Consider the following 25,480-nt stretch of genomic DNA (forward strand, 5'->3'; position numbering starts at 1 on the left):
TTACCGGTCCCGAGTCCGCATGCTGAATCGCCATTTCTCCATTTATCTCGTCGCCTACATCTTGCCTGCGGCGGTGGGGTTCTTCGCGGTTACGGCCTACACACGGTTGCTGACGCCGGCGGAGTACGGCGTCTATGTGGTTGGCATCAGTCTTGCGGGAATCCTGGGCGCGATCTTTTTCGCCTGGATCAAGCTGTCGGTATCCCGCTATCAGGCGATCTCGGCGGAAGTGGATTTTCGCGGCACGGCGATGGTCGCCTTTGCGCTGACGGCCGCGGTTCTCTGCGCGACGACCCCGCTGGTCTTCCTGTTCCGAAGCGACGTCAGCATCGAGCTGCTGATCGCCAGCATGTTCGTCGCGATCATGGCCAATGCGGTCGATGTCGGCCAGGAGTTCGAGCGCGCCAAGCTGCGGCCCTACCGCTTCGCGGCGATCTCGATCGTGCGCAGCGTGTCGAGCGTGGGCTTTGGGCTCGCCGGGATCTGGCTCGGCTGGGGTGGATTGGGGCTGCTCGCGGCATTCGGCCTCGGCTCGCTCGCCGGCATCATCCTGAATTTGGTCGGTGACCGCACCAAGATCGGACGTTTCCAGCGCAGCCAGTTCATGCAGCTGGCGCGCTACGGTCTTCCGTTGACGCTGGCCGGGCTTTCCGTTGCGGTCTACTCGGCCTGCGACCGTCTCATCGTCGCTTATCTGCTCGGCAACGATGCCGCCGGCATTTTTGGCGTTGCTGCGGACCTGCCGCGCCAGTTCATGGTCATGATCGCCTCCAGCGTTGCCGCGGCGACGGTGCCGCTGGTGTTCCGGTCGTTGTCGGAGAAAAACAATGACACGACGCGGGAGCGGCTAACCGAAAGCCTCGAGCTGCTGCTCGTCGTCGTTGCGCCCGTGGCGGTCTGGCTTGCGCTGGCGGCGGACCAGGTCGCCGGCACGCTGGTCGGCGTCGACTTCCGCGCAGGCGTGTCCGCGCTGCTGCCGACTCTGGTGCTCGCCCGCTTGTTCGGGATCGCCAATCAGTTCTATGTCCAGATCAGCTTCCAACTCGCCGAACGCCCCTTCATGCTGGCGGCACAGTCCTTCCTCACGCTGGTTGTCAGCGTGATCCTGATGTTCGCGCTGGTCGCCGGCTATGGCCTCTACGGTGCGGCGCTGGCGACTTTCGCGACCGAAGCGATCGGCTTCCTCGTGGCTGTCCTCTTGATGCATCGGGCCCACCCGGTCCCGTTCGACCTCAATCGCCTCGCCGCTGTTGCCGCTTCCGCTGCGGTGATGGCGGCCGCGATCCTGATCGCGCGATCGCAAGCGGGCGGCACCGGTCTCGGGTCGCTCATCGTCGTGAGCCTCGCCGGTGGCTTCGCTTACGCCGCCGCGGCGTGGCTGCTGAACGTCGCGAACGTGCGAACGTTGTCGCTGCGCCTCCTGCGAACGTTCAACCGGAAGGCGCTGGGCGTTTAGCGATCATGGCGAGCCTGACCCGCTCCCGGCATTGTCCCGTGCAGCTGAACCAGGTTAGCCGGACATTCTGCCGCAGCGATCGAGGCCGGCTTCGGGCCAGCTTCGGCCGGGGGCCGCCTTCCGCCGATGTGAACCGTCGTATAGGAGAGATTTGTCGCGGGAACGTGCCGAATCTCGCCACAGACGGAACGTAAGGCGGATGCGATTTCTTAATCCAGAGATAGCAATTTGACATTTGACCGACACCAGCGGACTGGCAGTTCGACCGAGGATGGCATGAAAAACCGATCGACGACGGCGCAATCCACCAGAGCGGTGCTGCGTCAGGGGCCTACCGGGATCATTGCGCTTGCGACGCTGGCCATGTTCGCGGCGGTGGCGCCGGCGACGGCTGCCAAGCAGGCCCGTCAGCCGGTCGAGGCGGTGGCGCCGCGCGTAGCCGGCGAGCCGATCATGGCGATCGTGTCGATCAAGAGCCAGCAGGTCACCTTCTACGATTCCGACGGCTGGATCCTGCGCGCGCCGGTGTCGACAGGCACCACGGGACGCGAGACGCCGGCGGGCGTCTTTGCCATCATCGAGAAGGACAAGGACCACCGCTCGACCATGTATGATGATGCCTGGATGCCGCATATGCAGCGCATCACCTGGAACGGCATCGCGCTGCACGGCGGTCCGCTGCCCGGGTATGCCGCCTCACATGGCTGCGTGCGGATGCCGTTCGGCTTTGCCGAGAATCTGTTCGACAAGACGTATATCGGGATGCGCGTGATCATCTCGCCGGACGATACGGTCCCGACCGCGTTCTCCCACCCTTCGCTTTTCATGCCGAAGCGGGAGGCCATTGCGGCGGCGCCGAGCCGTGCCGACAAGCTCTCCGCCGAGGCGGAGGAGGCCACCAGGGCCGCCGACGAGGCCAAGAAGGCGGCATCGGCAGCCGCAAAAGAAGCCGCTTCGCTGCCGGCGGCGCTGCGCAAGCTGGAACAGCAGAAGGCTCGCGCCGACGCCGAGCTCGCTTTCGCCGACAAGATGCTCGCGAACGCGAAGACCGATCAGGCCCGGACCAAGGCCGAGGAGCTGAAGCAGAAGGCCGCCGCCAAGGCTGCGGATGCAGCGACGCAGCTCGATGCCGCAAAGGCCGCGGCGCAGCCGAAGCGCGAGGCGGTCGCCGCCACCAAGGAGGCCGCCATGGTCGCCGCGGCCAGGAAAGCCGACGCCGTGAAGGCGGCGACCGATGCAAAGCTCGCGCTCGAGCCGGTCTCGGTCTACATCAGCCGTGCGACGCAGAAGCTGTACGTGCGGCGAAACACCCACAAGCCGGCGCCCGATGGCGGCGGCGAGGTGTTCGACACCAGCATCGAGGTCCCCGTCACGATCCGCAACCCAGACCAGCCGCTCGGCACGCATATTTTCACGGCGATGGCGAGGACCGATACGGGCCTGCGCTGGAGCGTGGTCACGATCGAAAACGGCGACGAGGCGAGGGCCGCGCTCGACCGGATCACCATCCCGCAGGACGTGCTCGACCGTATCGCGCCGACCGCGTTGCCGCGCTCCTCGATCATCATCTCGGACGAGCCGTTGAGCAGCGAGACCAATTACCGCACCGAGTTCGTTGCGGTGCTGAGCAATCAGCCGCAGGGCGGCTTCATCACGCGCAAGCCGACCGCGCCTGCCATGATCGCGAGCGATGACGGCTGGGACAATGGCGGCAACGGCTTCGGCTTCTTCTTCCAGCGCGATCCGTACGTGCAACCGGTCAATCCGCGCCGGAGAGGCCAGTATCAGTATTACCAATCGACGCAGCCGGTGCAGCGAGGCTTTTGGTAGGGACGCCGAGATCGCCTGCGGCGCAGGCTTACGGCCGCGCCGTGATCACCAAAGCCTGAATCTTGGCTTCGACCGGTCCGGAGCCATGGCGCATCCGGATCGCCTCAGTGACCGCGTCAGTCGCCGCCTGAAGGTCGCCGCCGCTTCTTGCCTCGATCTCGCCGCGCAGCGGCGTGCCCTGGCAGTAGGCGATCGCCACGTCTTCCGCTGTTGGCGCGCGGCTGATTGCGGATCGCGTTTCGATCGAGACGCTGCCAAAACCTGCCCGTTCGAGATCGGCCCTGATGATCGCATGGTCGAAATAGCCGTGCGGTGTCCGGGCCATGAAACGCGGCGGATCATCGGGAAACAGCTTGGCCAAGGCGATCGTTGCATCGTGGGCGAACACGTTGTCCTCGATGCGGTCCCAGACGTTGAAGAGGAACGTGCCGCTCGGCTTCAAAACGCGCTTTGCTTCGGAATAGCCCTTGACGCGATCCGGAAAGAACATGGCGCCGAACTGGCAGCAGACCACGTCGAATTCCGCGTCGCCGAACGCAAGAGCCAACGCATCCGCCTGGCGCCAGACAATGCGGGCATCGTCCGCCTGACGCTGCGCTGCAACCGCGAGCATCGGCTCGCTGAGATCGGTCGCAACATAGCGGACGCTGCGCGGCAGCGCCGCCGCCACGGCGCGCGTCACCGCGCCGGTGCCGGCCGCGATCTCGAGCAGTACGAAAGGCGAGAGCGCAGCGACCCGTCTTGCGATGTCGTCGGCATAGGCGGCGAAGATCATCGGGACGAGATATTCGTCGTAGAGTTTTGGGACGGAGCCGGCGAAAATCTTGTCGGTGTCGGACATGCTTGCCTCGCTGAAGGTTCAGACGCGAGATCAAGCTACCATGGACCGCTAGCTCAGCGCGCAAGCAAAGATGTGAACCAGGCCGGTTTCCGCATCGGGCGCGCTCCAGGCGATGTCGGCCAAGCCGGCCATTCGTTCTACGATTTCGCGCCGTCGCACCGCGCAGACGCCCGCCGTCGATAGCGGGTTGAGCGGGATGTAAGGCGCGCAGCGTCCTATCGCGCGTGCGATCGCGCGCGACAGATTAGATGATCGAGCGAGATGTACCCGGGTCCGTAAGCCATGAGGGCGAGTGCCATGGCCGTCCAAGTGAGGTGAATCGGCCAGCCGTCGGGCACGGTGAGCTCGACGATGACGGTCATGAGCAATAATCCGAGCGCAGCGAACCGTGTGCCGAGACCCAGCACCAGCAGGATTGGAAACATGATCTCGCCACATCCCGACAGGAAGGCCATTACCGCCGGCGCAGGAAAGTGATAGGGCCCGCCGGGCAGGTGCAGCATGAACTCGTCGCTGAACAGCGTCACCGCGGTGTCGTTGAGTCTGAGGAAGCCGTCCCACTTGAGAATGCCCGAGCGCCAGAAGGGAACGGCGAGCGCCGCGCGCAGCACGAGCTGAACGAGCGAGGGCGCGGCAATCGTCCGTACCAGAGAGTTGGCGTTGTCGAGCAGCAGCCCAAGTGATGGCAGGGCGCTTCCCGCAGTCATGCGTTGATCGGTGATCATCATGCGTCTCCGAGAGCAAGCGAAGTGAATGCGCCAGCCTCGATCAGGCCGGTGATGTTGGAAGCGAGATCGAAATCGGGGCATGCATCCAGCGCCGACGCGGCGGCCCCGCCGAGTGGCTCGCCCGAAGCAAGGCGTTCGGCAAACACTGCGCCGCCGGGCGGAAGGCGACGCACCATAACGTCGAATTCGGGCCGGGTGATCAACGCGTCTTCCAGCGTCGACGCGTCAATGCGCCCGATCGGTGCGTCATCGCGGTTGGCGGCAAAGATCGTCACTGCCGAGAAGGACGAGCGCACGATGCGCAGCGCCGGATGCGCGATGAAGACTAGATCGGCCAACCGTTCCGAGGCGAAGGCCGCCAGCGCAGCGGCCGACAACGGCGCGGCGTCCTGCGCATGGTAGGCATCGAGCCACGCCCGCTCGATGCGTGCAACATCCGCAAGCCAGGGCATTGTCTGCGCATACTCATATCGTGTGATGAAGTCGGCAAACTCGCGGCCATATTCGAACAGCAGCGGGGAAGTCGGGGGGCTGCTGCAGATGTGGAAGCGCGCCATGGCACGGAAGAAATCAGGACCGGTGATGCGCTGCACCGCCGGATAGATCGCGGCGAGGGCATCGATCAGGCTCACCGTGACATTGTTGCGGTAGACAGCGTAGCGCTTGCCGGCGGCCTTGCCGTTCGGACCCGCCACGATCGCGGGCGCCGCCCGCGTGGGGTCCAGCAGTCCCGGCGTAAAGGCGGCGGCAAAGGACAGGCCCTGCTCAGGCGGCATGACGGTCTCCCGCAGTTGCAGTCTTATTGCAGCGATCGAGGATTGCCTGTGCGGCGGCGGCTTCCGCCTGCAACACCGGCCAGTCCGGAATCTTGCTATCCCATTCGATCAGCGTCGGCACGCCACCGCGGCGCCGGATGACGATCTCGAATAGCTTCCATACGGCATCCGCGACCGGGCCGTCATGGCTGTCGATCAGCAGCAGGTCGCCTTCGTCATCGGCCTGCTCTGCGTGGCCGGCGAGGTGGATCTCCCCGACGTGCGCCAGCGGAAATTCCGCGAGGTACTCAAGCGCGGAGAATCCGTGATTGGCCGCGGATACGAAGACGTTGTTGATGTCGAGCAGCAGCCCGCAGCCGGTGCGTTCGGCAATGGCGCGGATGAAATCGGTCTCGCTCATCGACGATTCGCGAAAGGCGACATAGGTGGACGGATTTTCCAATAGCAACGGACGGCAGATCGCGTCCTGCACCTGGTCGATGTGGTCGCAGACGCAAGCCAGCGTCGCTTCGGTGTAGGGCAGCGGCAGAAGATCGTTGAAGAAGCTGGTCTCATGCGTTGACCAGGCAAGGTGTTCGGACACCAGCGCTGGTTGGTAGCGAGCTACCAAATCTCGGAAGCGGGCCAGATGCGCCTTATCGAGCGGCTGGGGTCCGCCGATCGACATGCAGACGCCGTGCAGCGACAGCGGATGGTCGCGGCGGATCGCCTCCAGCGCGCGATGCGGCGGGCCGCCCGCGCCCATATAGTTTTCGGCATGCACCTCGAAGAAGCCGCATTGCCGGCCCGTGCTCAGGATGGCCTGGAGGTGCTCGGGCTTGAAGCTCGTCCCGGCAACACCGCCGATGGGAGCGGAGTAGCGGAGTGGCACCGCAGACGCCTCGGGCACGATTGCCGTCGTCATGGATTCCTCCGCTCTTCACCGTTGTCGTGGGCGCGACGCGGTGCGTTAGACCGGCTTGAGCGAACCTTTCTTGCCGTTCGGCAGCTCGATGCTGGTGCAGGTGCCGCCCTGCACGAACTTCCAGGCGTTGCCCTGGAAATCGACGGTGGATGTGCCCTGGCAGCTCGTGCCCGGCCCCGCCGCGCAATCGTTCTGGCCCTTGAGCGCGACGCCGAAGCATTTTTCCTTTCTGGCGGCGACGGCCGCATCGGCCTCCGCCTTGGTCAGCGGACCGGCGGCGGCGAGGGTGGCGAGGGCGGTTGACACCGCGCCGGCGAGAACGATCGACGTGACGACGTGCTTGGCAGACATCGGAGTTTCTCCTGTTCGAAATGGCATCGCCTGGCAGGCGAAAGCGCATAATCTCCTTCGCTCCGCGCGCAGCCCGCGTTACTGCGCAGCTGCTCACGAATCCGTGAGACCGCTTGGATCTGGCGCACGAAGGCGCGCTTGGGTCAGAATTAGCGGGCAATCGGCTGTTCAAATCCAATGCGGTTGGCAAAATCCGCCCAGCACGGGCATGATGCGGATATGAAAGCCATGCTGCTCAAGCCCGAACACTACACCCGCTCGCCGTGGAAAAACGGCGGCGGCGTTTTCACCGACATCGCGGATGCCCATCGCGCTGACGCACCAGTGAAGGATTGGGACAGTCTGCTCTGGCGCTTTGCCAGTACGCCTATCGTTACGCCCGGTCCGTTCTCCTACATGCCCGGCATCGACCGCCTCCAGATGGTTGTCGGCGGGCGCGGGCTGGTGCTGAAGTCGCCTGCGCAGGAATTCGATGAACGAGAACCTTTCACGACTGTGCGGTTCGCCGGGGAGCTCGAGATCGTGACCGAGCTCGAGGCCGGTCCGGTCGAGGTCGTGAACCTGATGGCGCGGCGTGGTGCGGTCGAGATCGAGCTCGAAGCGCTCAGGCAGGCCGGCGATCGACCGTTGTTTGCCGGCACGCATCTGGTTTACGCGGTTCGGGGCGATTGCCGCATCCGTCTTGGCGGGGAGCGTTTCGCGATTTCCGATGGCGGCACGCTGAAGGTCGAACTCACCGAGCCATCGAGCCTCGCGCTCGCATCGGGTTTGGCGGTGTTGGGGTCGATCCGGATCGTCGGCTAGATGGCGCCTCCCCAAACGGCGGCTGCGCACAAACCGGGCAACTGGCCAGGTTGACGCCGTCGCGCCGGAGCAAGATATCTGCCCGATGCAGACCGCCGCTCAAAGGGGCAGAATATGGACGCGCCAGACATTCACGCCCCCGCCACGCAAACCGACAATGTCGTCGACTGGTTGACCAACGGCACGCGCGACGAGCGCTTCGTCGATAACATCTTCGCGCAGATGTGCGTCCGCCTCCAGCAGGCCGGCATCCCGCTCAAGCGGTCGACGCTTCACATCCTGATCCATCACCCGCAATGGCTGGGAGCTCGGATGATGTGGTCCGACGGGATGCGCGAGGCGGAGATTGCACTTGTCGACTACGACGTTCGCGAGCGCTCCGAATACATCGGCAGCGCCGCCAACGAGATCCTTGAAGGCGCCGCCGAGGTGCGCGAGCGGCTGGAGCAGGATCGTTCGCTCGGCCGCAAGCACGCGCTCTACGACGAGATGCGGGCGCGAGGCCTGACCGATTATGTGGCCTGGCCGCTCTACCACACGCTCGGCAAGCGCCACCTCGTCACCTTCGCCACCGACCGTCCCGGCGGGTTCGACGATGCGCATATCGCCGGCCTGAAGAAGCTGCTGCCGGTGCTGGCGCTGGTCAGCGAGATCCGCGTCAAGAACCGCCTGGCGCGCACGCTGCTCGAGACCTATGTCGGCCACCATGCCGGCGAACTGATCCTGGCCGGCGCCACCAGGCGCGGTACCGGCACGACGGTGCGCGCCGCGATCATGATCTGCGATCTCAGAGATTTCACAAAAATCTCGGACAATTGGCCGCGCGATGACGTCATCGATCTCCTCAACGACTATTTCGACGCGATGTCCGAACCCATCGCACGGTATGGCGGCGAGATCCTAAAATTCATCGGCGACGGGCTGCTCGCCATCTTCCCGCTCAGCCAGCCCGACGCTTGCGCCAACCTGCTCCATGCCGTGGCCGAAGCCCGCAAGGCCATGGCCGCGTTGAACGAGCGGAACAGTGCGACCAGCCGCGCGCCGCTCAATTACGGCATCGGCGTCCATGTCGGCGACGTGATGTACGGCAATATCGGTTCAACCAGCCGACTCGATTTCACCGTGATCGGCCCCGCCGTCAACATGGCCTCGCGCTTGGAGGCGCTCACGAAGCAACTCGGACGAACGGTGCTGCTGTCGCGCGCCTTCGCCGAACTGGTGGAGAAGGAGTTCACGCTGGAGCATGTCGGCCAACACGAGGTGCGCGGCTTCAGCGACCCGATCGAACTGTTTGCGTATTAGGGGTGAGCGGCGAACCGCGCCGGCTGAATTGGACCCAGCGGCGGCTATTTGCGGTTCGCTCCGGTAGAGCCGGAGTTCGGCATGGCCTGCTGACCGCCCTGGGTTTGCCTGGGGTCGTTGTCCCCTGGCCGGGTCGTTGATGACTTGGCCGGCGCGCTCGCGCCGCCGCTGTTGTTATCCGATGACGTATTAAGGCCCGAGGCGCCGGCCCCGGTCGTGCCGCCTGTACCGGTAGAATCGATGCTCGACCCCGTCCTGGACGCACCCGCGCCGCCTTGCGCAAGCGCGATGGATTGAGACGCGAGCGCCGCAATGAGCCCTGCGATGACGAGTGCTTTCATGTCCGCTCCTTCGAAGCCAGGCAGCCCCGGCCCGGCGGTCCGGGGGCGGGGGTCGAGCCGAGGCCGCCATTTGCCGGAATTTGTGGAACCCCGGCGGCAGGCCAATGCGCGGGAACGCGGGGCGTTCCTATTCCCGGTTGGCTGCGAAGCAATGCCGCTAGGCCGACCAGCGATCCTGCTCTTCCTGGTGAGCGTGCTCGTTCAGGCGGTCGGCGATTTGATCCGCAATCTGCTCCGACTCGGCCGAGGCGACGGGGTCGCCCTTGTGTGTCTTCAATTTGTCCTTGTCGGCTTCGATCGGGAAGTCGTCAGGGGTCAGTCCGGCTTCCTTGCTCATGGCGCGCCTCGTTGTGTCCAGAGTCCGGAAAACACGCGTGAAGGCTGATCGTTGCTATGAAGACAAGGGCCCCATTGACAGAGCAAAATCAGGCGCCGCCAACTGCCCGGATGACGGTCCCGCTCCCGCCGCAGGTGGCGCAGGGAGCGCCGTCAATGCGCCCCTTGCCGTGACAATCCGGACAAACATCTTCGCCGGTCCCGGTTGTTCCCCGCGGGGCTTCGTCACCGGGATTGAGCGTTGGCTGCGTCCCCGTCTTTGCGCTTTGCACGTCGAAAGCCTTCGCCTTGGTCATCTGCGCCTCCTCGAAAGGACTGCAACGCGCCTCGCCGTAGGAAGTGCCAATTGGTTGAGACCGTGCGAGCCGAGACCTCGGAATATCTCTCCCACCGGGAACAGCGCGATCGCATATGACAGCTGCGAGGGCACGGAACGTGCTCGGCCAGCATGGTTCGCCACGACCCGCTGAGCCGGCTCATCGCCATGTGGGTCCAAAGATTTGGCCGCAACCGAGGCCTCATCCTGAGCGCCTGCCGCCGGGACGACGTCGATTTCGGAGCCCGCCGAACCTGTGACGGCGAGCCCCGCCAGGGCGGCAGCGTCAGTCTATTCGGACATTGATTGTCTCTACGGCCGATCGCTCACGCGGCGTGCCGGCCGGTGATTGCTATTTTTCGACAGCCCCCGACCAGTCCTTGAAGCCGCCGACGTTGTAGACCTTCTCGTACCCCATATCCTTCAACAGCTTCCCGGCCAGGGCCGATCTGCCGCCAGACGCGCAGTAGAGAATGACGGTCTTGCTCTTGTCGAACGCCTTGTCGTGATACGGCGACTCCGGATCGGCGCGAAACTCCAGCATCCCGCGCGAGACATTCACGGCGCCCGCGATCTTGCCGCTGGCGGCAACTTCCGGGGCATCGCGAACGTCCACCACAAGCGTGTCGCCGTTCTTGATCATCTCGGCCGCTTGGTCCGAGGTGATCTTGGGGACTGCCGCGTTCGCGGCTTCCAGCATTTGCTTGACGCTTGTTGACATCTTTTCTCTCTCCCTTGCTGCCCTCGCATGAGGATAGCACATGGATTTGTGCTTCGCCTGCTCCTGACGGTGGGCGTCGGCCCCATGGATTCCACCGCGCCGAACGATGGCAAAGCCCTATTGCCGATGCAGGATTGTACGAATAGGCTCCGTCCCGAAAGCGCTCAACGGTCCTCGATCGGCCGCACATCCATGCCCAAATTCCTTCGCATCGGAGTCCTTCAGTCGAACGTATCCGGATACACCTCGAAGGCCTGGTGCATTCGGCGGGTCGGCTCGGCGGTCTTCCTGAAATGGGGCGCCGTGGAGGTCAATGGCGCCGGCGATGGGCGCAAGGTCTCCTGGTCGCGATCGCCGCAGGAGAAGACGATCCGTTGCGGCACGGCGCAGCGCGCGCAGGACTATGCCAAAGCAGCGATCGCCCGGCGCCGCAGCCATCGCTATGAGCCGCTGACCGGACCGATCGCGCTGCGGCGTCGGTCCGCCAACGCTGGCGCCGAGCTCAAGCAGGCGCTCGCCACAATTCTGATCGTCGATATCGTCGGCTCCACCGCGAAGGCTGCGAAGCTCGGCGATGCGCGTTGGACCAAGGTGATGGGCCATTATTACGCGGCCGTCCGCAAGGAGTTGAAGAGCTCGCGCGGCAAGGAAGTCGTGACCACCGGCGACGGCGTGCTGGCGACGTTCAAGAAGCCCGCCGCCGGCGTCAATTGCGCGACCGCGATTCAGAAAGCCGTGCGCACGCTGGGCCTCGAGATCAGGGTCGGCTTGCACGCCGGCGAATACACCATCAGCGGCGGCGAGATGGTCGGCCTCGCCTTCCACATCGGCACCCGCGTCGCCGCCAAGGCGCGCGCCGGGGAGGTTTTGGTGTCGAGCGCGGTGAAGGAGCTGATGAAGACGCAATCTGCGATCAGCTTGAAGGATCACGGCGTGCACCGGCTGAAGGGTGTACCGGAAAGGTGGAGGCTGTGGCGGGTGGAGGGGTGAAGGGACGTCTCGGCGGGGAGGCAGTTCGGCACTGTCACTGTAATTGCCGCTCGAGCGATAGAAATCAGGTCAGACGGATACGGAAGAGCACTGACTTGGTGGGCACCGAAATGCGAAACGGGCGACCAAGCGTGCGCTTTTGGTGGAGTGGCTCGGCGAGCACCGACAAGCTCATAATTTGGGTGATAGGCGCGGCGGGACCCGCCCCGGCAACCAGACCGTTATGAGCGGCCGGACGTGGGAGCGCGCAAAGGCCGAGCGCCGCGAGCGGGCGCCCGGCTAACGACCGTCGGACATGAGGAATGATCGCTCAGACTGGAATCGTCGCGGTTGCATTCTTGGCTGCCATGGCTGCAGGTCTCGCCACCGCCGCGATGGCATCCGCATTGAGCCGTACCAATTCGCCTGCGAGACGCGGCCCGTGGTCGGATTGCCGCTTCGCGACCTGGCAATCGCTGAGGCGATTCCGCCCGCCGGCCCATCCGAACCCGCGCAGTCCTCGGCGAAACGCCTCCAGGGTGCGCCAGCCAACGGTGCCCCAGGCATCCTGAGGGGCGCGCACACTCATTGGCAGTGCAATGATCGGCAGCGACCTGGGTTTGATCTTGATCAAGTTCAGCAGCGTCGCCGCCACGATCATCGTTAGGACGCCGCCGACGCTGAGCGTGATCTGCATCGCAAGCCCCTCCGATATGTCGAGCAAAGCCAGGAGACTGACGAGCGTAAGCAGAACGCCGAGGCAGAAGATTGGCAACGAGTTCTTGCCACAAAGGATGGCGCCGCGCATCACCGCAGTCCTCAATGCTTGTCGATTGGGTGGCACGAGCCATACCGCTACAACCGCAAGCGCCAAGAAATGCAATAGACGCAGCGGATCGAGATTCGATTTGTCGACCGGATAAGCCAACTTCGTCAGCCCCTGCGGTATCAACGCTTCCAGCGGCTTGATTCTCCAGCTCAATGCGATGACGAGGCTGAAGACCAGATAGAGAATGGCAGGCGCAAGCGCCATGCGTGACGTTAGCCAGGGGCGCACTCTTTCGCCTTCGATTATCACCCAGGCGCCAAGCACCACCAGCAGCTGCCACGCCAGTGGATTGAAAGCCCAGTGGCCGTTCGGCCACGCCGGCAAGGACCAGCCGAACATATGCACCAGCGCATAAAGCGCCAGCGAGGCGCCAAGCGTCACGTTCGGCAGTCGGAGCAGCAACCACAACAACGGCGCGAACAAGAGGTGGAGAAGCACGAAGATCGGCAACACGTCGGTATTGACCGGGCGGTATTGCAGAATCGCCGCGTGCGCGAGCGTCGCGCCCGGCTGGTCCAGCAGAATGCGCGTATTGCTCTCGTCAGCAAGGCGTTCCACGCCAGCGATGTGGACTAGGATGGCGCAGGCGAGCGTGAGCAGCAGAAATGCGATATAAATGTCCCAGCTTCGCCGCAGCGTGCGGCGGATCACGCTGGTCCATCCCTCGCAGCTCCATACCTTGCCGTAGGCCAGTGCGCAGGTGACGCCCGAGACGAACATGAACACTTCCGCGGCATCGCTAAAGCCGTAGTTCCGCAGGGTCAGCCAGCTTCCAATGTTGTGGGGGACATGATCAAGAAAGATGCACCAGAGTGCGATGCCGCGGCAGGCGTCAATGCGCAGGTCGCGGCCGTTGGCTTTCAGTTCCGGCAGCGCGGCCGCCGATGGCTTCGGGGTGGCGGTTCGGTCATGCATCGGCTTGCCTCGTCCAGCGTGCGCGCACGCTTCAAGAGGAACGATCGACAGGAATCGAATCTGACAAAAAAGCGGCCTGCGGCGGGTTCGTGAAAGCGCAGCAGTCCCGCGTTGCTTCACACCGACCGGGCCACGACAGCAATTGAGACAATGGCCGCGCTGAGTAAAAAGCTGGTGGAGAAGCTGACTGTCGACATCATCGTTCAAGTGGCGCAGTGTGTAAACCGGTCGGAGGTCGGTACAGAGAGGTGCCTAGGTCCTATGACCAAGGTACCGGGCCGCGGCATCATTTGACGCCGGTCGGAATCGTGATGAGCAATTCATCGCTCGCGTGGACGAAGGCACCAGCGAACTTCGCGCTTCGCGGAGTCCGCTCTCCTTCGTTAGGATGTGTGCCGATTGCAACCATAGCACACAGCAGCCCTACGGCGCCTACTTTGAGTGCTGACGGCGAACCGCTGGACCAGAGATAGCAGATGGACGGTTTCGTAGCTGGGTGTATGATTTTTCATTGATCTCCGGGCGTCAGAAGACGGAGAGCATTTTTATGAAGGTACTTATTGTTGACGATCACACATTGATTCGCGAGGCGTTGCACGCTGTCCTGAAGGAATTGAAGCGAGAAGCCGTGATATTGGAAGCATCGAGCAGTCGAGAGGCCATGCACATCGTCGAAGAGCATCCCGATATCAGCCTCATTTTGCTCGATATCAATTTGCCTGACCGCGACGGCTTCTCTGTTCTCTGCGAACTGCGCCAGCGCTATGCGACGATTGCCATCGTCATTCTCTCGTCCTCCGATGATCAGGATACGGTCAGGCGCGCTTTCAAACTTGGCGCGCTGGGTTTCATCCCGAAGACCACGGAACGTGAAGTGATGCTCAACGCAATTGAGTTGGTGTTCTCCGGCGGAGTCTACATCCCCTCGAAGATTCTGGAGGAAACAGCGGGTCCGCGGTTCGCAGATAAACCCTTGGCTCGCGACTCGCTCAAGGGGCTCGGGTTGACCGACCGTCAGATCGACGTACTGGCGCTCCTGATGAAAGGAAAAAGCAACAAGGTCATTGCCAGGACGCTCAATATGGCGGTGCCGACGGTGAAGAATCACATCACGTTCGTTCTCAAGGCACTCGGCGTGGCGACGCGCACCGAGGCCGTCATAAAAGTCGGAAAAATGGGCTGGGAATGGCCGCCGAAATCCGAATCATGAAACTGCCCCGGTGCCTCTTTCACCATCATGATTCCTAAGGAGCTCATGCATGACAGCGCGGAGCCGCATAGGGTCGACGGGCTTGTGCAACAAAATGTATCCTCTGTCCCTAGCGTCCCGCAGAGGTTCAGCTGCGGTATCGCCGCTGATGAGAATGGCGGGAATTGACGAGCCAAACGCTGCATTGATTTGTTCAATAGCCCGGATTCCGGTCTTCCCGCTTGCGAGATGATAGTCCGAGATTATGAGATCGGGGCGTTGTTCGCGCTCGGCAAGCCGGACCAGTGCAGCTTCGTCGGATCCGGCGGCAAGAACCGAATATCCCCATTTGCTAAGCAATCCGCCCGTTCCCTCCTGCACGATCGGAGTATCGGCAATCACAAGAATTGCCTTGCCGTCGGCCGCCAAGGCGCCGGGGTAGGGTAAGTCGGCGGGCGCCGCGGACCTGACGCATTGATCGACTCTCGGAACCAGGATCGCAAATCGCGAACCTCGGCCCACCGTCGAAGCCAGCTCGATTTGATGGTTGAGAAGCAGGCGAAGCTTGTCGACAATCGCGAGGCCGAGGCCGAGTCCGCCGGACCGGTTCTGTTCTGAGCTAGGAACTTGAAAGAACTCGCCGAAGATATTCTGCTGTTGATCCTCGGGAATGCCGGGACCGGTGTCGCATACTTCGATACGCAACATCTCACCGCGCCGACGACATCCGACCAGGATCCCGCCCTGCAACGTATAGCGCACCGCATTTGATACAAGATTCAGCATAATGCGTTCGAGCAGCATCGCGTCGCTTCGCACCCAGGCGTCACTTGGCCTGACGCGTAGCCGCAGACCTTTCTTTTGCGTCGCCTGGTCAAACGCCGTCTCGATTTTTTGCAACAGGCGCCCGATCGGGAACTCGGTGATTTTGGGGGTAAGCATCCCGGCATCGAGCCTGGAAATGTCCAGGAGCGAACTGAACATTTCATCCATTTCCTTGCGGGTTGCGTCGACCCGTTCGATCGTTCTTGTCCTTTCCTCCGGCTTGAGCGGCGTGCGCAGCTGGGCGACGAACAAGCCCAACGCATGTAAAGGCTGCCGCAAATCATGGCTTGCCATGGCCAGAAAGCGCGATTTCGCTGCGTTGGCGAGCTCCAGTTCCTGCGTGCGCTCTGCGACCTTCTGCTCGAGTTCGACATGCGCGCGGCGCAGGTTTCCTTCCGCTTTCTTGCGGACTTCGACATCCGCGCTCAGCAGCAAGCTTGGAACGGTAATACTGATCAAGAACATCAACACCAGCAGGAATGACGCATTGCGATCTGGCGTCGCGAAGGGGCCGCCGCCCGTATGCGTTGCCCAAATCGTAATGCCCGCAAGCACGAGGGCAACCGTTGCGGTATCGCGTGGACCGCGACGCAGGGCCGCCCATAACATGGGCAGGATCGCTAGAAAACCGAGTGGATCTCGGCCGGGCGTCTGCTCGATCAGGGGGCTGAAAGCAATGAGGCCAACAGCCGCCGCTGTCGCGAGGACCCCGGCCGTTTCCAAAAAATCGTGCCGGTTGAAGGCATGATGTTGGTTTGATGCCCACAAAACGATAACGGGGGTAATGACCAGTGCGCCGGTCACGTCTCCCAGCCACCAGGTGATCCACGCGTCCGCGAAATTCTTCGGCGCGATGTACCCGAAGAGTGCCAGGCTGCTCAGTCCAATGCTGGCGCTGATCGGTGTCGCGATCACGACGCAGATCAGGGTAAACTTTGCAACAGAATCAGGCGTTGAAAACGTCTCACACCCGCCTGACCACCGCTTGATGAGATACGCGCCGGCAACCGCCTCGAGCGAGTTGCCTGTTGCAATCGCAAATGCGGTGGCAACGGAGCCGGCCGTCGTCGCATTGGCGATCATCGCCGCCGCAAAAATTGCGGGCCAAATTCGATATCCCCACAACAGCACCGCCGCCAGCGCGACACCTGTCGGCGGCCAAATTGGCGTTGCGCTGGGATGGATAGAGGCGAGGGCAAGGCCGCCCTTCGCCGAGACGAGATAGATCGCTCCGATCACGACCAGACCGCCGACATAGCTGAGGCCGCGGTATGCATCCATGTCGAAAGCTACTGATCGTTGATCGGACATGGTCGGCGTCCGGACTAGGCAATTGGATCGTTCACATGACTGACTGTTGATCTCTTGGCCGAAAATCAAAGATCGCCCGCTCGATACGGCAGATGCGCTCAGATCGAAATGATCACCGCACTCTGCTGGCGACCCAAGAGACGGCGCGTGCGATGGAGGAGCATCCGGCCGACTTGCGGTCAATCCGTGCGGATCGCCTCACTACTAATGGGAGACGAACAGCCGCCGTTGCGCCCGGAGAAGTTCGCGCCGTCTTTTGTTCGCCCGAGCTTTCGGGGGACGCATCGTACGACGAAGACAGGCTCTCCGAAAGGCCTGGATTTGGACCCGGACAAAGTCGCTGTGTGCGACCAGGGCCTATCTCTCGTTGGAGTCTCGGGGCCAAACCACTTGCACGATAGGTGCTGTGGCGGACGGGAAGCGCACGGAATAGAAGCATCACCATGACCGATGAGATGCTGAGTCCGTTTGCGTCGGCGATGGCGTTTGCGATGAGCGGCGCAATTCTCCGTGATCGAACGATCGCCAACTCGAACTCGTCTTTGAGGCGATCGTGTCCGCACCGTTGTAGTTCCTGGCGACCGGGGACTACACCATACGGCGGCGCTTACAGCGGTACGGAAGGGACAACGTTGTCGGCCGTTCGACGCAACAGACTTTCAACGTTGTTGCCCCGGTTCGTGCGATAGAGCCGCAGGTCTACACTCAAGAAGGAGAGCCCGCGCCGGATCCGGATCTGGAGCGGTAGTGGTCGCCGTTGTTCAAGCGGGGTGGGCGACTTCTATCGGCACCACGGGACCTGCTCGCAGACCTTCCGCAAGTATTACAATCGCTATCTGCAGAGCGGAGATGAAGCGGACCTGCTGCCGCGGCGGCTGCATCGGTGAAGCGAAATGGCGATCGCTCCAATGGAGCCAGCGGCGACGGCGTTGCGGGCGAGACCGATAGCATTGCTTGCCGCCGACGCTCCCGCAGCGAGCGATCGTCGAGGAGGCAGAGAGCGACCAAGAGCGAAGATCCAAATGTCGCGAGGAGGGCAAACTCTGGCGAAAGCTTTTGGACGGTGAGCGACAGTGTTGCGGAGAGTGCGGCGAGGCTGCACGCGCCTTGGAGGACAGTGCAGATGGTGATGCTAAGAACCGAGAGACCATGCCGTCGATGAATCGTGAAGGCAAGGATACTAAGTGCCATCGGAAAGGCTATGACAGTCCGGACCAGCTCGGACCGAGCCAACCTGATCGAGCAGCAATAGAGGCAACGAGCAGTCCTGCAAGCGCTGCTCGGAGCAGAACCGATTTGAGGCTCTCTTCACTTCGACCGCCAGAGGTTTCGATTTGGAATTCCCTAGCGATCCTGCGCCCGATGGCGTCCGCGTGGTTGGATAGCAGTTCGTCGATTGCAATTCGACAAACGGGGAGAATAGCTAATCGTTGTCATGGTGTTTAGGTCGCGGTAGTCGCTTTCGTGCCGCTGGAGCAGTCCGGCGGGTACGAGCACAAATGTTCTTTCCAACATCAGGCCGTGACGCGCGACCTGTCTCCGGACAGGCGTCCGCGCCGGCTCGCGGTCCCGCTTTCGGCGTCAGAGAATGCTAGTCCTGGTTCAGGAGACCGCGACAAAAAGAGACTGGCCGTCGCGCTTGACGTGCAGGAGCACCGGCCTGTTCTCCCGCCGCGCGTTCGTCCACGCCTCGGCCATATCGGAGGGTTGATGGACCTCGCGGTTGTTGACCGTGGTGACCACGTCCCCCGGCTGGATCCCGCTCTCGGCAGCCGGGCTACCAGGCTCCACCTCTTCGACCATCAAGCCAGCCCCCAGCCGCTGCCGTGCCGCTTCTGGGATCGGCGCCAGATTCAATCCGAGTCGTTTGCCTGTCTTATCCGATTGCTGCAAATCGCTCGTTCCGCTCCGTCGCTCGCCTTGAGGCTGACCGACTGCGACCGTGAGTTCCTGCGTGTTGCCGTTTCGGACAACGGTAGCGCCATCCGTGACCCCGGGGGGCTGGTCGGGAGCGAGATGCTGTTCGCGCCTTTGGATCGAGGAGGCCGATCCAGCGTTTTTGGACAGCGATGATCCGTTCGACCCCGAACTGCTGGTGGCAAGTGGGTGCGCGATTGGTTCGATGTGACCCAACCTGCGCCAGCGATACCAGTCGAGCCTTTAGAATTCAGGCGTAAAGGCGTGCGCGAAGCTAGGCCGCTTGCTTATGTCGTGTTGTATGTTGCGCTATACGCAGCATTCGGCGCGGCATCACCGTTCTGGCCAAAGTTCTTCGAAACAAAGACCGTGAGTGCCCAGCAGATTGGCGAACTGCTGGCTGCCGCGATGCTGGTGCGCCTCGTCTCCGGTCCAGTCGTTGCAGCCTTGGCCGACCTTCTCGGATCGTTGCGCCTTGTGCTCGCAGGCTGTGCGATCGTGGCCGGCGCAGCCTCCGCTGCCTTGCTCCGGGCGGATACTTTCGTGCTGTTGCTCCTTGCCGCGCTGGTTCAGGCGGCGGCTCTTGCTCCTACTACCGCAATTGCTGATGCGTTGTCGGTTAACGCCGCGCCGCAGCAGAGAGCGGGGAGGGCTTTTGAATACGGCTGGATACGAGGCGCTGGCTCGGCGTCGTTTGTGCTGGGCACATTGGCAGTTGGCCAGCTCATAACTTCTACGGATCTTGCGCCAGTCCTCTGGGTGAATGCGATCCTCCTGATCGCGGCCGCCGGCGCGACGGTATGGGTTCCCCCTCCGGCCACTCAAGCCGCATCGATGGGCGGGATCCGCTCTGCTGCGGACAAAGTGTTCGCGGTTCTCAAGATTGCGGGGTTTCGATCGGTGATCGCGGTTTCAGCCTTGGTCTACGGCAGCCACGCAATGCACGACGCCTTCGCGGTCATACGGTGGAGCGATTCTGGCTTGCCCGCGTCGACAATCAGCTTCCTATGGTCCGAAGCGGTCCTGGCAGAGGTATTCGTTTTTTTGTTCATTGGTCCGGTAATGCTTGACCGGCTTGGCGCGCGTGGCGCCGCTATCGTGGCGGCAGCTGCGGGCGTCGTGCGTTGGTCCGTTGCGGGCCTGACGACATCAGTTTTGCTGCTCTCACTGATACAGCCGTTGCACGGACTAACTTTTGCGCTGCTTCATCTCGCTTGTATGCGCCTCGTGCGGGCGGTAATCCCCATAAGCATCGCCGCGACAGCTCAGGCTCTGTATGCGTTCGGCTCCGGACTGGTGACCGCGCTGCTAACGCTCGTGTCGGGCGCCATATATGCGAGATACGCCGGAGCAGCCTTTCTTCCAATGGCAGGTCTTTGTGTCGTTGCCTTCCCATTCGCCTGGTTCGGGTTTGCGCGCCGGACGGTCCGGTCTGGAACCTTCGGCTGAGAACAGACCGAGCGCCCGATCGGCACTCCGAAGTCAGACCCTGCCGTGGAGAACGCTCGCGTTGCCGCTAAGCACGTGTCGTCCTCGTTCCAGGAGGAAAGAATCGTTGGGTTGTCTGGGTAACCAATGAGGCGTCGCGACCGAACGCCCGATGCCACCGACACGCCATTCGTCACAGGCACACGGGTCGCAGCCGGGTTCCGCCGCTGTGCCCGCCTCCAGTCATTGCTGCCGCCAGCAGCACACGCCATTACTTCGAAAATTCCGCAGACAAAGCGGTCGCCTCTCTTGAACTCGAAAACAGTACTTCTAATTGGTTGCTTGCCACCGATGTGGTGCCGGACGCGTTCTACGGTTCGGCAGATACCGCCGGAACATCCCGGCGTCGCTTTTATCCATGTTGCACGATCACTGCAGAGCAATCCAAGCTTACGGTGGAGGGCCGCAAGGCCGACAAAGGTGATCACAACTTCCTGTTCCAGGGCATCTCCATGCGGCCGTTCCGCCGCGTGTTCAACCTGGCCGACTACGTCCAGGTGAAGAATGCGAGCTTCGAGAACGGCATGCTGAAGATCGATCTGGTCCGGGAGGTGCCGGAATCGATGAAGCCGATCGCCGGCACGCTGGTGGCGCTGATAGCTGCTGTTCGGATCTGGTACGCGCATGGTGGCCATCCGCAGGCGACAGCGTGAGGCCCGGTCGAACTGGTGGAGGGGGGCCGGCGTACTTCTGGCCTCCCGCCATCCAACTGACCCATTAGCTGCGGCCAGCCTTACTTTTCATTCAGCGCAAGGAATGCATTCCAGGCGGCGGTTGCCAAAATCTGCGACGGACGGCGGCGGCAAGCCTTCTCGAGTTCAGCCGCCATCAAGCCAGTATCAACAATCGACTGCTTCTGGCCGCTTGCCGCGGCCACGTAATTTAGACCGCTCCAGAACCCTTCAACCCATTTCATCACGTCGTCCTTACTGACGCGTCCGGTGTGCATGACATCGCACCCTTCGGTCCCCAGGCCCGCGATGTTGACGCGGACGCGAGCACTTTCTGAGTGGCAGGGCAGGGCAAACAGAACAATCAGCGCGAGCATCGCGGCCGAGACGCGCCGCCAACAAAACCTAACCGAACAACCAAAGCCTGTCATCGATGATCTCTGGCAGGACAGCGCTCTACCGCGTCGCGCCCGGGTTGCAATCTTTCCAATGAACTCAGGTGGAGCTGAATCGATCCAAACGCGTCTCCGCCGCTACACGTCTTTGGAGGATCGTCGTCCGGCAGCAGTTGCGCCTGGTCGGCTCAGAGCCGCCGCTCCGAGCATGTAGGTTGCGGAAAACGCCACGAATGCACCGATCGTCGTGTCGATCGCTCTGCGCCCGTGGCGAACTCGCCAACGGTAACAGCACAAGATCTGGAGCTTCGATGGGTTGCTCCGCGCGACGTCGCTTCACAGGCCGAACGGATAGGTGTCGGGGACGCCGGCACGCCGATGTTCAGGTCCCAGCGACCGGACGGCATGAGTCTCATCGAACCACAAGAACGCATCAAACTGCTGAGGCAGGGAGGCTTCCGCGTAATGGCTTTGCAGTTCGGTGTCCGGACGATAGATAACCCCGATAAACCGTTCGAGGCGCGGGTCGAGCAAGCGACGGCGAAGGCTCTCATCGCGGCGGAACTCGAGCAGTCCGCGCGCCCCACCGGCCTCGTGAAACTGGCGCTCGTAGCTATCACCTCGAGAGGCTCGCACCTGCATCACTTCCATCTCGCCGTCCCAGTGCGATGCGGCAGCCACGGTACCGGTGTGGGTGCCAAGTCCGATCAGGCACGCTGCGGTCGCAAACTTCATTCGGCTAAGCTGACCGATGTTGAGCTCCTCGCGGACCGCGCCCATCTCAGTGAAGCGGGCATCGCCGATATGAGAGTTGTGCGCCCAGACCACGGCCTTTGATTGAGGACCCTGTGCGTCGAGGATATGCTCCAGGGTTTCAAACATGTGCGTATCGCGCAGGTTCCATGATTCCGCGCCTCCGTAATACATGATCCGGTAGTAGCGCTCGGCGGAGGCGACAAGACGCGCGTTCTGCGCGGCATCCAGGAAGCTGTCGGGGTCGGTCGCAGCGTAGTCGAGTTGCTTTCCGAGGATGTCCTGGCACTGTCGGACCACCTCCGCCTCGCATTTTTGATAGCCTTCGGTCAGGACGGCACGACCATAGGTCGATGGTTCGCGCTGCCAAGGGGTCAGGCATCCATAACGCTCGCGAGCAACCGCTGCTGCTGCAGGATCTACCCTGTCGAGATAGGCGAGGACGGCCGCGATGGAGCTGCGCATGTTGTAGATGTCGAGACCGAAGAATGCGGCCCGGTCGCCTGCAGGCTTGCTTTCGTTGTGTTCGCGCATCCATTCGACGAAAGCGGCCACATCGGTGTTGCGCCACATCCAGGTCGGGAAGCGCTCGAACGGACTTTCGCTCGAGCTGCGGGACGCCCGCAGACGAACGTATCGGTCGATCGCGGCGGCGTCAGGCCAATCTGCTTCGACTGCAACGGCCGTAAAGCCGTGCTTCTCGATCAGGCGGCGCGTGATCGCGGCTCGCGCCTGGTAGAATTCAGACGTGCCGTGGCTGGCTTCGCCCAGCAACACGATTCGAGAGGACGCAAAGCGGTCGAACGACGCGCCGAAAGCGGGATCGTCGAAAGCCGGCAAGGGTTCGACGGCGGCACGGATCATCTCCGGGAGCGAGCGGAATTGGGTATGTCCGGGGACGTGATTGCTGGCAGAGCGCGTGCCGTCCTCGGCCCATCCGTGTTCCCCAATCAGAGGCACGAAACGGACTGCTCCGAAAGTTTCTTCCTCGAATTCGACGTCGCTCCGGCGAGTGAGCCGCAGCAATGATTGTTCATGTTCGAAGTCGCCGATGGGGATGACGAGGCGCCCGCCGATCGCCAATTGCCGCTTGAGCGGCTCCGGTACCGTCGGTCCGCCGGCAGCGACCAGGATAGCGTCGAATGGCGCCTCCTCGGGCAGACCTCGTGTGCCGTCGGCCGTATGAACGCAGCAGTTGGTATATCCCAGGGCCGAAAGACGGTCGGCGGCGACTCTGGCCAGATCGGCATGCCGCTCGATGGTGTGAACAGTTCTGGCGAGGCGTGAGGCCACGGCCGCGGCATACCCTGAGCCGGTTCCAACTTCGAGCACCCTGTCGGTGGACTTCAGTTCGGCCGCCTCAGTCATTAGCGCGACAATGTAGGGCTGCGAGATAGTCTGGGCGTGCGCGATCGGCAGCGCGCCATCCTCATAGGCGAATTCCTCAAGTCCGGGTTCCACGAACCGCTCTCGCGGGACCTGCATCATCGCGTCCAGAACCCGCAGGTCGCGGATTCCACGACCCGCAAGCTGCACCCTGATCATGCGGTCGCGAAATTGTGTGAAATCCGCCATCGCAGCACCGTCTGTCGGACCAATGGTGATCTTGATAAATCCAATTAGGACCGAATGGCGCGGTTCCTCCAGAGAGCCGATCAAACCAAACCCGCCGACGAATTCGCCGTGCCTAGCCCGCCTCGGAGGGGCACTTCGGACAGGTGTCGCCAATCGAATCCAGAACATCGCGGACCTGATCGGAGAGACGCCGCGTATCTTGGCGGGCGATGTCGAAGGCTCGTGAGCGTGCGGGTCGGCGCGGTCCTGCATCCAGCCATGCTCCTCGCACTCTCGGATGGCGCCGGCCTCCTGCAGCACGGAGATCGCCCAGCCGCGCAGCATCCTGACGGCGGGCCGCCTTGACAGGAACGCATCCTTGCCGACCGTGCCCGTTCCGGCTGCTAACAAGGATTCCAAATTGCGCGCATCCGGCTTTTCCACCTGGTCCGACCGCCTGTGCACAACGGCTTCTAGGCGGCCGAGGCCGGATTTTCCTTCTCCCCAGTCGCGAGGCAGTAGACGTGCATGCGTCTTCAGCACGGGAACGAAGGCTGCGAGCACGCGTTCAGCGAGCAAACTCTGGACTTGCCATGGTACTGAAATAGCGTCCCAAGCTGGCGGGCCGTCACTGCTCGATCCTCGTCACCGATCAAAACGGTGAAGAGGTCGGAGGGGGGCGACTGGATGTTCCTCATTGAAGCCCGACCTCGCATGAAGATTGGGGTGATCTCGGACACACATGGGCTTTTAAGGCCCGAGGTGGAGCGCTGCTTGGCAGGCGTGTCTCACATCATCCATGCCGGCGATATCGGCACTCCGGATGTTGTGGAGCGCCTTCGCCAGATCGCGCCCGTCACTGCGATCAGAGGAAATGTCGATCGGGGCGACTGGGCCAAATGCTTTTCTGAAACCGAAACACTGCAGCTCGGCGGCCGACGCTTCTATGTCCTGCACGACCTCAAGGAGCTGAAGGTAAAGCCGGCCGAGCTTGGAATCGACGTTGTAGTTTCTGGTCATTCCCATAAGGTTCGGATCGAAACCGCCGATGGCGTGCTCTATTTGAATCCGGGAAGCGCCGGCAAGCGACGCTTCAAGCTTCCCATCACGCTGGCAACGCTCGATCTCGATCGCAGTCGTTCCCTCCGGCCGGTAATCCACGACCTCGACAGACTCTGACAGGACGCAGGCGCCTCCGAGCGCGTTGATGCAACCCAATACGTGTTTAGTTTCTGCCCATCGACCAGGTCGATCGGAGGCCGCTTCGGGTCGATTTGATCTTTCTCGGGATTGCCCTGCAGGGATCGTTCGTCTGCCGGTGCGTCCGGCCGAGGAGGGCACCAGCCGTGGCGCCTTCACATTCTGCAGCGCGAGATCGTGCCTAAGGCCTTCGAAGACCGCTTCGCGCGGCAGGCCTCAGCGCGCCATACTCTACCTCGGCGTCCACGGTCGGGCGACCCACGTGGCCTTCGGCTACTTGATCCGGATATCGACGGTTATGTTCGCCGGATTAGCGGATCCAGCCGTTCCCGTAACTCGCCCGCGACCAAGTCGCGCACTCCGGGTGAAGCGCAGCTCGCCAAGCGTGATCTTGACTGGCCGTCCGGCAGGCTCACCTTTGTGGCTTGCGGTGCATCTCAAATGAGTTACGATGCAACCTCTTTTAGAAATTTGTATTTGGACCTACCCATTGGCAACAAGCATTGAATCGATCGTTTCGGCTTATGTGCGTCTGAAGAACCGGCAGGCCTTGGAGAATATGAGAGACCTTCGGCACCAATTGCTCGAACAGCTGCAAGCCACATCAGGCGTTGACTCTGCTGACTCTCGAGATGCTCTACTTGAGGACCTCCGAGTCATCGAGGATGGACTGGAGCAGCTTCAGCTGGATCCGTAGAGCGGGCCCCTCAGAAAGCAAACCAACGCCGTAAATGTAGATAACTTTCAATCTCAACCGA

22 protein-coding genes and 1 pseudogene are annotated in these 25,480 nt (G+C 62.4%); 9 read left to right on the forward strand and 14 right to left on the reverse strand.

What is annotated here, in order from left to right:
• Nucleotides 1-19: 19 nt before the first annotated feature.
• Both IVB12_RS31250 and IVB12_RS31255 read left to right on the forward strand, forming a co-directional pair.
• Nucleotides 20-1,456, forward strand: coding sequence for an oligosaccharide flippase family protein (locus IVB12_RS31250; protein WP_247305038.1), 1,437 nt, complete (start codon nucleotides 20-22; stop codon nucleotides 1,454-1,456).
• A gap of 276 nt (nucleotides 1,457-1,732) precedes the next feature.
• Nucleotides 1,733-3,286, forward strand: coding sequence for a L,D-transpeptidase (locus IVB12_RS31255; protein ID WP_247305041.1), 1,554 nt, complete (start codon nucleotides 1,733-1,735; stop codon nucleotides 3,284-3,286).
• 28 nt (nucleotides 3,287-3,314) lie between these two features.
• Here IVB12_RS31255 and IVB12_RS31260 read toward each other — a convergent pair whose 3' ends face one another.
• The 5 genes from IVB12_RS31260 to IVB12_RS31280 all read right to left on the reverse strand — a co-directional run bounded on the left by IVB12_RS31260 (nucleotide 3,315) and on the right by IVB12_RS31280 (nucleotide 6,886).
• A complete protein-coding gene (locus IVB12_RS31260) occupies nucleotides 3,315-4,127 on the reverse strand; it encodes a class I SAM-dependent methyltransferase (RefSeq protein WP_247305044.1) in 813 nt (270 codons plus the stop codon).
• Nucleotides 4,128-4,342: 215 nt separating this feature from the next.
• Complete coding sequence (locus tag IVB12_RS31265) at nucleotides 4,343-4,852, reverse strand: DoxX family protein (protein ID WP_247305047.1); 510 nt, start codon at nucleotides 4,850-4,852, stop codon at nucleotides 4,343-4,345.
• The gene (locus tag IVB12_RS31270) at nucleotides 4,852-5,631 is read right to left on the reverse strand and encodes a DNA-binding domain-containing protein (RefSeq protein WP_247305050.1); all 780 of its coding nucleotides are present in this window, start codon (nucleotides 5,629-5,631) and stop codon (nucleotides 4,852-4,854) included. The genes IVB12_RS31265 and IVB12_RS31270 overlap by 1 nt, the downstream gene beginning before the upstream one ends.
• On the reverse strand, nucleotides 5,621-6,535 hold the full coding sequence (locus tag IVB12_RS31275) for a DUF692 domain-containing protein (protein WP_247305053.1): 915 nt from the start codon (nucleotides 6,533-6,535) through the stop codon (nucleotides 5,621-5,623). Before IVB12_RS31275 ends, IVB12_RS31270 begins: the two co-directional genes overlap by 11 nt.
• Nucleotides 6,536-6,580: 45 nt before the next feature.
• Nucleotides 6,581-6,886, reverse strand: a complete 306-nt coding sequence (locus IVB12_RS31280; protein ID WP_247305056.1) for a DUF2282 domain-containing protein — start codon at nucleotides 6,884-6,886, stop codon at nucleotides 6,581-6,583.
• Between the two features lie 219 nt (nucleotides 6,887-7,105).
• Between IVB12_RS31280 and IVB12_RS31285 the strand changes: the two genes are divergently transcribed.
• Both IVB12_RS31285 and IVB12_RS31290 read left to right on the forward strand, forming a co-directional pair.
• Nucleotides 7,106-7,690 carry a HutD family protein gene (locus tag IVB12_RS31285; protein ID WP_247305060.1) on the forward strand — a complete coding sequence of 195 codons (585 nt, stop codon included), beginning with the start codon at nucleotides 7,106-7,108 and terminating at the stop codon, nucleotides 7,688-7,690.
• Between the two features lie 114 nt (nucleotides 7,691-7,804).
• Entirely contained in the window at nucleotides 7,805-8,992 is a 1,188-nt protein-coding gene (locus tag IVB12_RS31290; RefSeq protein WP_247305063.1) for an adenylate/guanylate cyclase domain-containing protein, read from the forward strand.
• A gap of 44 nt (nucleotides 8,993-9,036) precedes the next feature.
• Here IVB12_RS31290 and IVB12_RS31295 read toward each other — a convergent pair whose 3' ends face one another.
• From IVB12_RS31295 to IVB12_RS31310, 3 genes are all read right to left on the reverse strand, one after another.
• A complete protein-coding gene (locus tag IVB12_RS31295; protein ID WP_247305066.1) occupies nucleotides 9,037-9,333 on the reverse strand; it encodes a hypothetical protein in 297 nt (98 codons plus the stop codon).
• 157 nt (nucleotides 9,334-9,490) lie between these two features.
• Entirely contained in the window at nucleotides 9,491-9,670 is a 180-nt protein-coding gene (locus IVB12_RS31300; RefSeq protein ID WP_247280810.1) for a hypothetical protein, read from the reverse strand.
• Between the two features lie 667 nt (nucleotides 9,671-10,337).
• Entirely contained in the window at nucleotides 10,338-10,706 is a 369-nt protein-coding gene (locus IVB12_RS31310; protein ID WP_247280808.1) for a rhodanese-like domain-containing protein, read from the reverse strand.
• A gap of 192 nt (nucleotides 10,707-10,898) precedes the next feature.
• Between IVB12_RS31310 and IVB12_RS31315 the strand changes: the two genes are divergently transcribed.
• Nucleotides 10,899-11,696: an adenylate/guanylate cyclase domain-containing protein gene (locus IVB12_RS31315; RefSeq protein ID WP_247305074.1), complete on the forward strand. Its 798-nt coding sequence runs from the start codon at nucleotides 10,899-10,901 to the stop codon at nucleotides 11,694-11,696.
• Nucleotides 11,697-12,006: 310 nt separating this feature from the next.
• On the opposite strand, the gene IVB12_RS31320 is transcribed toward IVB12_RS31315, so the two are convergent.
• Complete coding sequence (locus IVB12_RS31320; protein WP_247305078.1) at nucleotides 12,007-13,419, reverse strand: OpgC domain-containing protein; 1,413 nt, start codon at nucleotides 13,417-13,419, stop codon at nucleotides 12,007-12,009.
• A 547-nt stretch (nucleotides 13,420-13,966) separates the two neighbouring features.
• On the opposite strand from IVB12_RS31320, the gene IVB12_RS31325 reads away from it, so the two are divergent.
• Complete coding sequence (locus tag IVB12_RS31325; protein ID WP_247280805.1) at nucleotides 13,967-14,629, forward strand: response regulator transcription factor; 663 nt, start codon at nucleotides 13,967-13,969, stop codon at nucleotides 14,627-14,629.
• Here the strand turns inward: IVB12_RS31325 and IVB12_RS31330 are convergent.
• Both IVB12_RS31330 and IVB12_RS31335 read right to left on the reverse strand, forming a co-directional pair.
• A complete protein-coding gene (locus tag IVB12_RS31330) occupies nucleotides 14,624-16,744 on the reverse strand; it encodes an MASE1 domain-containing protein (protein ID WP_247305081.1) in 2,121 nt (706 codons plus the stop codon). The two genes, IVB12_RS31325 and IVB12_RS31330, sit on opposite strands and share 6 nt — an antisense overlap.
• A gap of 1,602 nt (nucleotides 16,745-18,346) precedes the next feature.
• Nucleotides 18,347-18,637 carry a PDZ domain-containing protein gene (locus tag IVB12_RS31335; protein WP_247305084.1) on the reverse strand — a complete coding sequence of 97 codons (291 nt, stop codon included), beginning with the start codon at nucleotides 18,635-18,637 and terminating at the stop codon, nucleotides 18,347-18,349.
• A 288-nt stretch (nucleotides 18,638-18,925) separates the two neighbouring features.
• Between IVB12_RS31335 and IVB12_RS31340 the strand changes: the two genes are divergently transcribed.
• Entirely contained in the window at nucleotides 18,926-20,110 is a 1,185-nt protein-coding gene (locus IVB12_RS31340) for an MFS transporter (protein ID WP_247305085.1), read from the forward strand.
• A 335-nt stretch (nucleotides 20,111-20,445) separates the two neighbouring features.
• Nucleotides 20,446-20,802, forward strand: a complete 357-nt coding sequence (locus IVB12_RS31345) for an Hsp20 family protein (protein WP_247305088.1) — start codon at nucleotides 20,446-20,448, stop codon at nucleotides 20,800-20,802.
• 80 nt (nucleotides 20,803-20,882) lie between these two features.
• On the opposite strand, the gene IVB12_RS31350 is transcribed toward IVB12_RS31345, so the two are convergent.
• The 3 genes and pseudogenes from IVB12_RS31350 to IVB12_RS31360 form a co-directional block, all read right to left on the reverse strand.
• The gene (locus IVB12_RS31350) at nucleotides 20,883-21,251 is read right to left on the reverse strand and encodes a hypothetical protein (RefSeq protein ID WP_247305093.1); all 369 of its coding nucleotides are present in this window, start codon (nucleotides 21,249-21,251) and stop codon (nucleotides 20,883-20,885) included.
• A gap of 300 nt (nucleotides 21,252-21,551) precedes the next feature.
• Nucleotides 21,552-23,543 (reverse strand): protein-L-isoaspartate(D-aspartate) O-methyltransferase, encoded by a 1,992-nt coding sequence (locus IVB12_RS31355; RefSeq protein ID WP_247305637.1) that lies wholly within the window; start codon nucleotides 23,541-23,543, stop codon nucleotides 21,552-21,554.
• A gap of 112 nt (nucleotides 23,544-23,655) precedes the next feature.
• Nucleotides 23,656-23,867 (reverse strand): annotated as a pseudogene (locus IVB12_RS31360) (hypothetical protein).
• A 342-nt stretch (nucleotides 23,868-24,209) separates the two neighbouring features.
• Here IVB12_RS31360 and IVB12_RS31365 point away from each other — a divergent pair.
• Complete coding sequence (locus IVB12_RS31365; RefSeq protein WP_247305095.1) at nucleotides 24,210-24,701, forward strand: metallophosphoesterase family protein; 492 nt, start codon at nucleotides 24,210-24,212, stop codon at nucleotides 24,699-24,701.
• Nucleotides 24,702-25,480: the final 779 nt, after the last annotated feature.

Source organism: Bradyrhizobium sp. 179 (assembly GCF_023073535.1).
Lineage (GTDB): Bacteria > Pseudomonadota > Alphaproteobacteria > Rhizobiales > Xanthobacteraceae > Bradyrhizobium.

Coding starts and splice junctions, on each gene's coding strand:
- IVB12_RS31295 (WP_247305066.1), bottom strand. CDS start 9,333: ATGAAAGCACTCGTCATCGCAGGGCTCATTGCGGCGCTCGCGTCTCAA.
- IVB12_RS31355 (WP_247305637.1), bottom strand. CDS start 23,543: ATGGCGGATTTCACACAATTTCGCGACCGCATGATCAGGGTGCAGCTT.
- IVB12_RS31265 (WP_247305047.1), bottom strand. CDS start 4,852: ATGATCACCGATCAACGCATGACTGCGGGAAGCGCCCTGCCATCACTT.
- IVB12_RS31330 (WP_247305081.1), bottom strand. CDS start 16,744: ATGTCCGATCAACGATCAGTAGCTTTCGACATGGATGCATACCGCGGC.
- IVB12_RS31285 (WP_247305060.1), top strand. CDS start 7,106: ATGAAAGCCATGCTGCTCAAGCCCGAACACTACACCCGCTCGCCGTGG.
- IVB12_RS31365 (WP_247305095.1), top strand. CDS start 24,210: ATGTTCCTCATTGAAGCCCGACCTCGCATGAAGATTGGGGTGATCTCG.
- IVB12_RS31315 (WP_247305074.1), top strand. CDS start 10,899: ATGCCCAAATTCCTTCGCATCGGAGTCCTTCAGTCGAACGTATCCGGA.
- IVB12_RS31350 (WP_247305093.1), bottom strand. CDS start 21,251: ATGACAGGCTTTGGTTGTTCGGTTAGGTTTTGTTGGCGGCGCGTCTCG.
- IVB12_RS31255 (WP_247305041.1), top strand. CDS start 1,733: ATGAAAAACCGATCGACGACGGCGCAATCCACCAGAGCGGTGCTGCGT.
- IVB12_RS31250 (WP_247305038.1), top strand. CDS start 20: ATGCTGAATCGCCATTTCTCCATTTATCTCGTCGCCTACATCTTGCCT.
- IVB12_RS31280 (WP_247305056.1), bottom strand. CDS start 6,886: ATGTCTGCCAAGCACGTCGTCACGTCGATCGTTCTCGCCGGCGCGGTG.
- IVB12_RS31320 (WP_247305078.1), bottom strand. CDS start 13,419: ATGCATGACCGAACCGCCACCCCGAAGCCATCGGCGGCCGCGCTGCCG.
- IVB12_RS31290 (WP_247305063.1), top strand. CDS start 7,805: ATGGACGCGCCAGACATTCACGCCCCCGCCACGCAAACCGACAATGTC.
- IVB12_RS31325 (WP_247280805.1), top strand. CDS start 13,967: ATGAAGGTACTTATTGTTGACGATCACACATTGATTCGCGAGGCGTTG.
- IVB12_RS31310 (WP_247280808.1), bottom strand. CDS start 10,706: ATGTCAACAAGCGTCAAGCAAATGCTGGAAGCCGCGAACGCGGCAGTC.
- IVB12_RS31300 (WP_247280810.1), bottom strand. CDS start 9,670: ATGAGCAAGGAAGCCGGACTGACCCCTGACGACTTCCCGATCGAAGCC.
- IVB12_RS31270 (WP_247305050.1), bottom strand. CDS start 5,631: ATGCCGCCTGAGCAGGGCCTGTCCTTTGCCGCCGCCTTTACGCCGGGA.
- IVB12_RS31275 (WP_247305053.1), bottom strand. CDS start 6,535: ATGACGACGGCAATCGTGCCCGAGGCGTCTGCGGTGCCACTCCGCTAC.
- IVB12_RS31260 (WP_247305044.1), bottom strand. CDS start 4,127: ATGTCCGACACCGACAAGATTTTCGCCGGCTCCGTCCCAAAACTCTAC.